This is a genomic window from Testudinibacter sp. 'clade 2' (genome assembly GCF_006227735.1).
Lineage (GTDB): Bacteria > Pseudomonadota > Gammaproteobacteria > Enterobacterales > Pasteurellaceae > Chelonobacter.
On the sequence record NZ_VDHB01000184.1, the window covers coordinates 1 to 10,421 of the forward strand.

A 10,421-nucleotide genomic window follows, 5' to 3' on the forward strand; every position below is an offset into this window, starting at 1 on the left:
TGTCAGCAGTCTGAGCCCTCTTGGGCTGCTTTTTTATGTTCACTACAACACCCTTCTTGATGCCGATTTACCCAAATCATAAAAAACAGACACCCTCTTTATTTTGAGGTAAATCATTGTGATTATTCAATTAAATCACGACCGGCACCTTGTCATTACTTTTTTTATTGCATAGAGTATCGCCGTCTTTTGGAGCTGAAAACAATTGTTAACTCGTTTTCATCAGTATGATTTTAAAAATCGACAGCAACTATATTTATAATAATAAAACAGGAGTCTTGATGTTTAAATTTCTTCTCTCTTATCTCAGTTTGGTGATCAGTACTGCCCTCTTTGGCGCTCAAGTTCAAGCGGCGCCCTTGAGTAAAGATCAAGAAATTTTGGCCTCCTATTTGAAACAGCCGAAAGAGGCGATCGGCTTAACAGATAATATTGCAGCCCGTTATAACGGCAAAGGCGTGGTAGTCGGTGTAGTCGATACCGGATTTTTTAACCAACATCCTTTATTGAAAAATCAACAAAATATCGCCCCACTGCCTTTCACACTAACACTGAACGGCAAACCTTACACCTTTGACCCGAATATCTTGACCGTGGCAGAAGATCAGGACAGCGGTAAACTGGTTTATAGCAACCACGGCGGACAAGTCAGCGGGATTATTGTCGCCGACGCACAGAAATCCAAACTCAATCCACAACTGGATTATTTTGGTGGCATCGCCAAAAGTGTCACGCTATATCAAACCTCCTACGAAGCAACCCCTGATCCAGAAGCAGAGAGTGGCGATCAGCAACAAGACAAAAAATTGCTGCTCGGTAAAAACCCTCTTACACGCACCCTGTTTGCCGGTGCCATCAACCATATGATTGACAAAGCACCGACACTGCATGTGATGAACCACAGCTGGAATGAAGATCCGATTTCTAACCGTGTGGAGGAGATGGATCGCGAATATAAAGGCACGCTGGATTTATCCAATGTGCTGATCAATAGCTTACAACGGGCAACCGAAAAGGGGATTTTACAAGTTTTTGCCGCCGGCAACGAATCAAAGCGCCAGCCCGGAATTTTAGCCGCATTACCACGCTATTTTCCACAAATGGAGAAGTACTATCTATCGGTGATTGCAGTCAACGCGGATCACCGGCTGGAAAGCTATTCTAATCATTGCGGCGTCAGCAAAAACTGGTGTATCGCAGCCCCCGGCAGCATGGTATTGCTGACCGTAAAAGGCGATCCACAAGCCGATGAAGTGGATTATACCTTTGCAATTGAAGAAGGCACGTCTTATGCTGCACCGACGGTCAGTGCCGCCGCCGCAGTGTTGAAGCAGCGATTTGATTACATGAGTATGGCGCAGATACGTGATGTTATGCTGACCACTGCCACTGATTTGGGGAGTAAAGGCGTTGATAACCAATTCGGTTGGGGCATGCTGAACCTGGGCAAAGCAATCAATGGGCCGGCACAGTTACTCGCTGATGAAAGCTATACCCTGAAACAAGATGATCGCTGGTCGAACAGCCTAAGTGCCGGCGGACGCCTGACTAAACACGGTGCGGCGAGGCTGACATTGGCTGGCGACAGTAACCACTTAAAAGGGATTACCGTTGCCGCCGGTGGGCTGACGCTGCTGGGTGATACCCGTTTAACGGAAAATGCGTTGGTTGAGCACGGCAATCTGGAAATCAACAAACGCCTGCAAAGCCAAACCGTGCAAATCAAAGCGCAAGGTAGCTTAAGCGGCGACGGTGTTATTGACGCTGCAACCGACATTAGCGGAACCTTGTACGCCGAAGGCATGCGCTTTTTACGACCATTAACATTAGGAGATGCCGCATTGCTGGCACTGCAAGTACCGCAGGGTATTATCGCCGATGGGAAAGCGGCAAAAGTGCGGTTGGCTGGGCGACTGACCACTGCCGAACTGACTGCCGAGCTGAACGCTACCCAAGCAAAAGCCGGGCAGCCCGCAGCATACTTGCTGCAACTGAAAAACGGCGCAAGCTACAGCGGCGGCTTTTCTGTCCTGATTCAACCGCAAGCGCTGTTAACCCAAGGCTTGCGCTATGATTTGCAATTTACCCAGAACGCCGTTGTGCTGAACGTCAATGCGGCAACCTTAACCACCAACAGCGCCAACCGCAATGAAGCTGCGGCAATCAATGCCTTAAACCAATTGCGCGACAGCCGTTTGGCATTCAGTCGCAGCGATTATAACCAATGGCTGAACCGCACTTTGCAAAGCGGCGATTGGCAAGGCTTGCCCGCAAATTTGGGCAACAGTATTTATGCCAACGGAATCAGTTATCTGCTCGATCAAGCGGCATTAAACCGCACTTTGTTACATCGTCAATTGTCAACAGCCACAACCTTGAAAAACGGTGAATGGCAAGTGTGGGTCGAAAACGGACGTGATAACAGCCGCTATCAGGCAAATCAGTATGGCACGGCGGTGAAATACAACAGCAAACAACTGGTGTTAGGCATCAACAAAATGCTGTCCGAACGGGCATTGCTGACCTTGGTTTTAGCCAACAACCGCTTCGATATAAGCCAAACTAACGCCAGCGCCGATATGGGTGAAACCCGTTTTTCTGCTGGCGGACGCTATTATCTGGGCTTGGTACCAAACTGGTTTATCGAAGGCGATTTGTCTCTGGCAACCATCAGCTACAAGCAACAACGCCACTTTAACGGCGTCACCACCACTGCTAAAGGCAAAACCCACGGCTGGAACGGTAACCTCGGTTTAAGTGCGGGTTATGTATGGCAACACAACGATTGGTCGCTGCAACCGACAATCGGCGTACAACTCAACCGCCTGAAACTGAAAGGTTTTAACGAATACGATAGCGAGCTGGCGCTGCGTACCGGCGGTATTCGCCAAAGCGAAGTCAATGCACTGCTGGATCTGAAGCTAGACCGCACTTTGCGCTATGCCGACTGGCTGTTGGTGCCGAGTATTTCCGTTGCCTATCTCCGGCACTTAGCTTCCCGCCCGCTTGATGTCAGCAGTCAGCTAGATAACGTGGTAATCGCCCAAACGGCTACCGCCACCCAGCGTACTCATCTGCGGACACAACTGGCGCTGGCAGTCAACTACCACGCTTGGCAGGCAACATTAGGTTGGCAGCACAACGGCTATAAACAGGAAAAAGGCAATAAGGCCTATCTGAATATCGCCTATCGCTTCTAAGTGTCAGCTTCTAAGCACTGCGATCAAAAAAGCCGCATCAATTAGTTATCTCGGGTCATAAAACCACTTTCGAGATCGATGCGGCTCATTTTGGTCTGCTTTTGCTGAGGCTCAATTTTACGCCCTAATAGTAGCTCTCAACAATTTTAGGATTTTTTTGGATATATTCCGCAATAACATTTTCCAACCAATTCATAAATACCCGAACACGTTGTGGCGGTGATTTATGCGGATAAAGCAAACATACCGGCAGCGATTCAGCTCGAAATTGCGGTAAAATTTCAACTAAACAGCCACTTGTAAGCAACGGTTCAACCAGATAGCGGTAAGTCTGGATAATTCCCATTCCAGCAGTCGCCGCATTACTTAATGAAGTCAGGTTATTAACACTGATATCGGAAGGCATCGCAATATAATCACGTTTACCGGAATCGAAATATTCAAAACCTTCCGGCAATTGACGAAAACGAACAAAGCGGTGGTTTGGCAGATCGGTTAGTTGCATTGGTGTGCCATAACGGGAAAGATAATCTTGGCTGGCACAATTGACTTTCACCAAACGATAGAGTGGTTTGGCAATATAGCTCCCATCCAGCAAATGCCCAGTACGCAACATGCAATCAAAACCATCAGCCAACGGATTGGTCAGCATATCCTGCGTCAACAGCTCGACGCTGATATTTGGATAACGTTGTAGAAATTCAGATAACCGCGGGATAACAATATGTTGGGCGCCGCTTTGCTCCATTCCCATTCGTATCGGTCCGCTGATATTTGTCGGATTTTGGCGAAACATTGCATCAAATTCATTTAAATCGGCGAGTATCGACAAACATTTTTCATAGTAAGCTCGACCTTCATGCGTCACTTCAAGCGAACGCGTTGTGCGCCGTAAAAGTGCGGTATCAAGGCTTTTTTCCAAATCTCGCATTTGCCGAGATGCCGCACCGTTGGAAATATTCATAATCTCGGCAGCCCGTGAAAAACTGCCGGTTTCAACGATGTGTGTAAATAATTTAATTTGCTGTATTTTATTTGTCATTTTTATATGCGCATTTCCGGTAATGTAATGTCCTGCCGAGTCTAATATTAAATACCCGTAATTAACTGACTAAATATTAACAGAAAATTTTCTTTAATTTTTTTCACTAAGGTAAAAACTGTTTTGCATTTTGGAGCATTTATTCCTACATGCTGTCATTTTATAATGATAAAGCTTCTCGCGAAAAGTATAGATTTCAAACAAACCCAATCACCTTTTTCCACTCAAACAAAGGGAATATCTATATGAATAAAATTATTATTGCGGTTTTTAATACCGAAATTGATGCCGCCTCCGGATTAAGCCGTTTGCAACAGCTGCACGAAAGTGGCGATATCACGCTTTACTCAGACAGCATATTTGAAAAAAACAACGACGGCAGTATTAAAGTCCATCAAATAAACGACAAAGGTATTGCCTCTACCGCCATCGGACTGCTGGTAGGCGGATTAGTTGGCGTATTGGCTGGCCCGGCAGGGGTGGCAATCGGCGCATCAATTGGCGGATTGAGCGGTGCATTTGCCGATTTATACGAAAGCGGTGTTGATGCCCGTTTTGTTGATGATGTTGCGCAGGTACTAGCGCCGGGCAAAGTCGCATTAGCCGCTGAGATTGACGAAGAATGGACAGCACCAGTCGATGCTGCTTTGACTGAAGTTGGCGGAAAAATATTCCGTAAAACCCGAGCAGCGATCGAAGATGCGCAATGGGCGAGCGATTTGGCTGCTGATCAAGCAGAAGCTGCCGCTTTGGAAGCCGATTGGAAAGCAGCCAAAGATGATAAAAAAGCGGAAATCAAACAACATCTTGATAAAGTGAAGCAAAAAATCACAGATAAAAAAGCCGCATGGACATCAAAACTGGATAATACCAAATCTGAAACTGAAGCAAAAATTAAACAAGCAGAAACCCAGCTCAAAGATGCTAAAGCGGAAAACAAAGCGAAAGTTCAGGCGCGTATCGATCAAATGAAAGACAATTTGAGTGCACGCAAAACAAAACTTGAGCAATCCGCCAAACTACTGAAAGAAGCGCTTCACCCTTAAAAAAACCGTTGCAGCTAACGACTAAAATTAGCTGAAATAGCAATAAGCGACCGCACTTTTATCACAAAGTGCGGTTTTTGCACGGTTTTATATGAGTATCTGGGATTAACGCTGCGGTCGATATGCTTAACAGAAGCGCAGACAACAAAAAGATATATTTTAATCGGCAAGCTTTTTATATTTCTTGGATTCAACAACCAATTGCAAGATTAATCACACTGGCGAACACCTCAGACGGTGTCCGCCAACCCAATGATTTTCTCGGCAGATTATTAAGCCTCTGCGCAATCCACTCCACTTCGGCTTGGGCAAGGTAACGGATTTACACCACCTGTTCAACTTTCAATTTATTGCAATTGGTTGTTGAATCTAAGTCTGTTTTATACCTATTTTATGCCTGTTTTTTGCTTGGCATACTTGCCGCCGCCAGCGCGGTTAATAAACACCCCACCATCAGATAGATCGCCACCGGATACCAAGCACCGTCATACCAAGTCACCAATGCTGCGGCAATAAACGGGGTAAAGCCGCCGCCAACAATACTGGCAACCTGATAACCCACTCCGGCACCGCTGTAACGGTAAGCCGTGCCGAAAAACTCAGTGAACAGCGGTTGGTGCACGCTCACCACCATATCATGCGCAATATTGGCAAGCAGAATCGCAAACAGGTAAATCAACAACAGATTGCCCTGTTCCATTGCCAAAAAGAACGGCACCGCACTCAATGCGCCGATAATCCCGCCACCGACGCACATCCGACGGTAGCCGTAGTGATCGGCAATTTTGGCAAAGAGCGGTATGCTGACACAACTGACTGCGCCGGCCAATAAACCGATGTTCAGAAAAATACTGCTCGACATCCCCAAATGCACGGTCGAGTAGTTCAAGGCAAAATTAGTGACCAGATACATGGTCAATAATTCGGCGAAACGCAAGGCGATAATGTATAAAAAGGCTTTCGGGTGGCGAGTGACCGCTTCGATAATCGGCATACGCCGAACCTGTTTTTGGGTATTGACCACCGTTTGCTCAAACTCGGTTGATTCCTGCTGATTGCGCCGAATCCACAATGCCACCAACAGCAACACCACACTGGCAACAAACGGAATCCGCCATGCCCATTGATGAAAAGCCTCGTTACCGAAAAAGTAAATAATCAGTGATACGCTGCCGGTCGCCAGCATTAAGCCGACACCATAACCGACTTGCACGCCACTGCTGTAAAATGCTTTTTTGCCCGGCGGGGCGCTTTCGACCGCCATCAATGCCGCACCGCCCCATTCGCCGCCAACGGCAAAGCCTTGAATCGCACGCAGCACCACCAACAACACCGGCGCCGCCCAGCCGATAGCCTCAAAATTAGGCAGCAAGCCGATCAACACCGTCGAACCGCCCATTAAAAATACCGTCAACACCAGCATTTTTTTGCGCCCGAGTTTATCGCCGAAATGCCCGAACACCACACCACCCAACGGGCGGAATAAAAAGCCGATGCCAAAAGTGGCAAACGCCGCCAGCGTGCCCATCGCTGGACTGATATTGGGAAAAAACTGGTGATTAAATACCAAGGCGGCAACAATGCCGTACAGCAAAAAATCGTACCAATCAACCACCGCCCCCATAAAGCTGCTCAAGGCGGCACGCTGTGCTCGTTTGTTACTGTAAAGCGGCACTTCGGCTACCGCACTTTTCATCTCTTTCGATATTGGCAACACTGAAACCTCGACTCACCCGACTGTAAAAATAACACCCGATTATGTCATTATTTTTTTACATAATTTAAAAATAGGATTTGAGATTACCCAAAGTGTGGAATAAGGTCAACAAGCAGGATATTAAACAGAAAAAAGACCAACGTTATATTGGTCTTAAAGTGATGGTATTGGTCAGTTTTTCGTATTTATTATTTCACATACATAAAGAAATCGCGTACGCCGAGCAGAATATTGTTGATCGCCACCGCTGCCAGAATCAGCCCCATCACCCGGCTGATAATCGCAGCGCCGGTGGTGCCGATAATCCGTTGAATTCGGTTGGCAGCTATAAACAGCAGATAAGTGATAAGCAAAATAATCAACATAATCAACGTGGTGAGCATCTGTTCACCAAAATTAAAACGGTGATTATCGGTCAACAGAACCACTGCCATCATCGCACCAGGCGAAGCAATCGACGGTACCGCCAGCGGATAAACCGCAATTTCGTTCAGGTTGGACGGCATTCGCATCTCTTCGCTCGGTTTGCCCTCACCAAAAATCATGGTCAAGGCAAATAATAACAGTACCAAACCACCGGCAGTTTGGAATGCCGTCAGGGGAATTTGCATCGCCTCTAACAACAGTTGACCGGCAACCAAGAAAAACACCAAAATTCCGGCGGAGATCAAGGTGGCATTACGCGCAATCCGATGACGCGCTTCCAGCGGCAAACCAATTGTTTTTGCAAGATAAACCGGTACGGAGCCGATTGGATCGATCACCGCCCAAAGTACCACGAACTGCACAATCAAAGAGTCAAACATTATTCATCCTGAACGTGAGAAAAATATGCTATTATTGTGCAATAATCTGTTAACAAAATAAAACAAAAAATGATTTTTTTTACTGATCTTACTTTGAAGCGCGGACTGACCACGCTGCTCGAACATGCCAACGCCACTATCAATCCAGGACAAAAAGTCGGTCTGGTGGGCAAAAACGGTTGTGGTAAATCCTCTTTACTTTCCTTACTTAAAGGCGAGATGAGCAGTGAAGGCGGTGAGGTCAAATTTCCGTCAAATTGGTCATTGGCATGGGTTAATCAAGAAACCCCAGCCTTGGACATCAGTGCATTGGATTATGTGATTCAAGGTGATCGGGAATATATTCAACTGAGCCAAGAACTGGCACAGGCAAATATCGACAATGACGGCAACCAAATCGCACTGCTGCACGCCAAATTGGACACCATCGATGCGTGGACCATTCAGTCTCGTGCCGCCACCTTGCTGCACGGTTTGGGTTTTGAAAACGAACAACTGCAAAGTGCGGTCAAGTCGTTTTCCGGCGGTTGGCGGATGCGGCTGAATCTGGCGCAAGCGCTGATTTGTCGCTCTGACTTGCTACTGCTGGATGAACCGACCAACCACTTGGATTTGGATGCCGTGATCTGGCTGGAACGCTGGCTGAGCCGCTATCCGGGCACATTGATTCTGATTTCGCACGACCGCGATTTTCTCGATCCGGTGGTGAGTAAAATTCTGCATATCGAACAGCAACAACTGAACGAATATAGCGGCGATTACTCCTCGTTTGAAGTTCAGCGTGCCACCAAACTGGCACAACAAAATGCGCTCTATCGCCAGCAACAGCAAAAAGTGGAACATCTGCAAAGCTATATCGACCGCTTCCGTGCCAAAGCCAGTAAAGCCAAACAGGCGCAAAGCCGGATTCGTGCACTGGAACGCATGGAGCTGATCGCACCGGCGTATGTAGACAATCCGTTTAAATTTGAATTTCGTCCGCCGGTTTCATTGCCAAATCCGATTCTAAGCATGGAGAAAGTCAGTGCCGGTTATGCTGATCATACGGTGCTGCAATCAGTGAAATTGAACTTGGTTCCCGGCTCACGCATCGGCTTGCTTGGTCGCAATGGCGCCGGAAAGTCCACCTTAATCAAGCTATTAGCGGAAGAGTTAGCCCCGCAAAGCGGCATGGTGCAACTGGCGAAAGGGGTGCAGCTCGGCTACTTTGCGCAACACCAGTTGGACACGCTGCGTGCCGACGAAACCGCACTTTGGCATTTGGCACGCCTTGCACCGCAACAGACTGAGCAACAACTGCGTGACTATCTCGGCGGTTTCGCTTTTCACGGTGACAAAGTCAAACAGGCGGTGGACAGTTTTTCCGGCGGCGAAAAAGCCCGTTTAGTGTTGGCGCTGATTGTGTGGCAACGCCCGAATCTACTGCTGTTGGACGAACCGACCAACCATTTGGATTTAGACATGCGCCAAGCTTTGACCGAAGCGTTGGTGGATTATCAAGGCTCTTTGGTGGTGGTGTCGCATGATCGCCATTTGCTGCGCAACACCGTCAACGATTTCTATCTGGTGCACGATCACAAGGTGGAAGACTTTAACGGCGACTTAGACGATTATCAAAAATGGCTGAACGACAATGCCAATCAAACTGTTGATAAAAGCGCTGAAAGTGCAGTTGAAAAAACAGAAAACTCACTCAACCGCAAGGAGCAAAAACGGCTCGAAGCAGAACTGCGGCAACAAAGTGCGCCGTTGCGTCAAGCACTGCGCAAACTGGAAACCCAGTTGGAACAGCATAGCGCACAATTAAGCGAGATTGAAAATCAGCTTGCCGACAGCGCACTTTATCAAGAAGAGAACAAAGTGCGGTTAACTACATTGTTGGATCAACAGGTTAAACAGAAAAAAGCCTTAGAACAGGTGGAATTTGACTGGTTAGAGGCTCAGCAGCAGCTAGAAGAGTTGCTCAATCAAGCTGTGAACCTGTAATCGGACGCCGTAAAGCAGAGCAAAGCGTACCACGCCTGCTCATCACCATTTTACCCACTTCACAAAAACCGCACTTGAGATACAACTGATAAGCGTGCTGGTTGGCAGGATTAACCGCCAGCACGATTTCATTGCAGCTGGGTGATAATTGTTGAGAGATAAATGGTTCCAACAATCCCGGTTGCATCACGGTTTTTGCAATGCCTTGTCCTTGATAATGAGGATTAACCGAAAAGGAGCGTAGCAAAATCGACTGCGGATTATGGGTAAATTCCAGTTTATCCACGCCGCGATCTAAAATGAAAAAGCCGACCGCCTGTCGGTTTTTTAAAATGGAAACCGCAGTCATACTGCTTTCCAGCATCAAGGTATGCCCATTAAACCATTGTGACGGATCCGGCGCATACAATGCCTGCTCCGGCGGCAGTTGGTATTGCACCAGCGCCTCAAAATGCGAAAAGCGGTATTTTTCAATACTAATCATAGTTAATCCATTAAGCTATAAGAAATATTCTAACTATATGATAAATTAGGAAATTCGAATTGCTGTATTTAGCCACAAACTCCGTCCGGGCGCAATCAAAAGATTAAAAAATCGGCAAATATTTTAGGGTCTGTTGATCT

At 47.1% G+C, this 10,421-nt stretch carries 7 protein-coding genes; 3 read left to right on the forward strand and 4 right to left on the reverse strand.

Translation table 11 applies throughout. The features are described from left to right. Positions 1-281 precede the first annotated feature (281 nt). Entirely contained in the window at positions 282-3,200 is a 2,919-nt protein-coding gene (locus tag FHQ30_RS12215) for a S8 family serine peptidase (protein WP_176552645.1), read from the forward strand. A 124-nt stretch (positions 3,201-3,324) separates the two neighbouring features. Here the strand turns inward: FHQ30_RS12215 and FHQ30_RS12220 are convergent, their stop codons facing one another. Then, a complete protein-coding gene (locus FHQ30_RS12220) occupies positions 3,325-4,242 on the reverse strand; it encodes a LysR family transcriptional regulator (protein WP_139611562.1) in 918 nt (305 codons plus the stop codon). Between the two features lie 245 nt (positions 4,243-4,487). On the opposite strand from FHQ30_RS12220, the gene FHQ30_RS12225 reads away from it, so the two are divergent. Beyond that, complete coding sequence (locus FHQ30_RS12225) at positions 4,488-5,288, forward strand: DUF1269 domain-containing protein (RefSeq protein ID WP_176552261.1); 801 nt, start codon at positions 4,488-4,490, stop codon at positions 5,286-5,288. A gap of 391 nt (positions 5,289-5,679) precedes the next feature. On the opposite strand, the gene shiA is transcribed toward FHQ30_RS12225, so the two are convergent. Both shiA and FHQ30_RS12235 read right to left on the reverse strand, forming a co-directional pair. Continuing rightward, positions 5,680-7,002: a shikimate transporter gene (gene shiA, locus FHQ30_RS12230; protein ID WP_267963835.1), complete on the reverse strand. Its 1,323-nt coding sequence runs from the start codon at positions 7,000-7,002 to the stop codon at positions 5,680-5,682. Between the two features lie 191 nt (positions 7,003-7,193). Further along, a complete protein-coding gene (locus tag FHQ30_RS12235) occupies positions 7,194-7,811 on the reverse strand; it encodes a MarC family protein (protein WP_132965332.1) in 618 nt (205 codons plus the stop codon). Between the two features lie 69 nt (positions 7,812-7,880). Here FHQ30_RS12235 and FHQ30_RS12240 point away from each other — a divergent pair, with 69 nt between their 5' ends. After that, the gene (locus FHQ30_RS12240; RefSeq protein ID WP_139611560.1) at positions 7,881-9,797 is read left to right on the forward strand and encodes an ABC transporter ATP-binding protein; all 1,917 of its coding nucleotides are present in this window, start codon (positions 7,881-7,883) and stop codon (positions 9,795-9,797) included. Here the strand turns inward: FHQ30_RS12240 and FHQ30_RS12245 are convergent. Continuing rightward, complete coding sequence (locus FHQ30_RS12245) at positions 9,775-10,281, reverse strand: GNAT family N-acetyltransferase (RefSeq protein ID WP_139611559.1); 507 nt, start codon at positions 10,279-10,281, stop codon at positions 9,775-9,777. The two genes, FHQ30_RS12240 and FHQ30_RS12245, sit on opposite strands and share 23 nt — an antisense overlap. Positions 10,282-10,421 lie beyond the last annotated feature (140 nt).

Excerpts from the sequence above, each read along its gene's own strand:
- FHQ30_RS12215 (WP_176552645.1), top strand. The coding sequence starts at position 282 with ATGTTTAAATTTCTTCTCTCTTATCTCAGTTTGGTGATCAGTACTGCC.
- FHQ30_RS12220 (WP_139611562.1), bottom strand. The coding sequence starts at position 4,242 with ATGACAAATAAAATACAGCAAATTAAATTATTTACACACATCGTTGAA.
- FHQ30_RS12225 (WP_176552261.1), top strand. The coding sequence starts at position 4,488 with ATGAATAAAATTATTATTGCGGTTTTTAATACCGAAATTGATGCCGCC.
- FHQ30_RS12235 (WP_132965332.1), bottom strand. The coding sequence starts at position 7,811 with ATGTTTGACTCTTTGATTGTGCAGTTCGTGGTACTTTGGGCGGTGATC.
- FHQ30_RS12240 (WP_139611560.1), top strand. The coding sequence starts at position 7,881 with ATGATTTTTTTTACTGATCTTACTTTGAAGCGCGGACTGACCACGCTG.
- FHQ30_RS12245 (WP_139611559.1), bottom strand. The coding sequence starts at position 10,281 with ATGATTAGTATTGAAAAATACCGCTTTTCGCATTTTGAGGCGCTGGTG.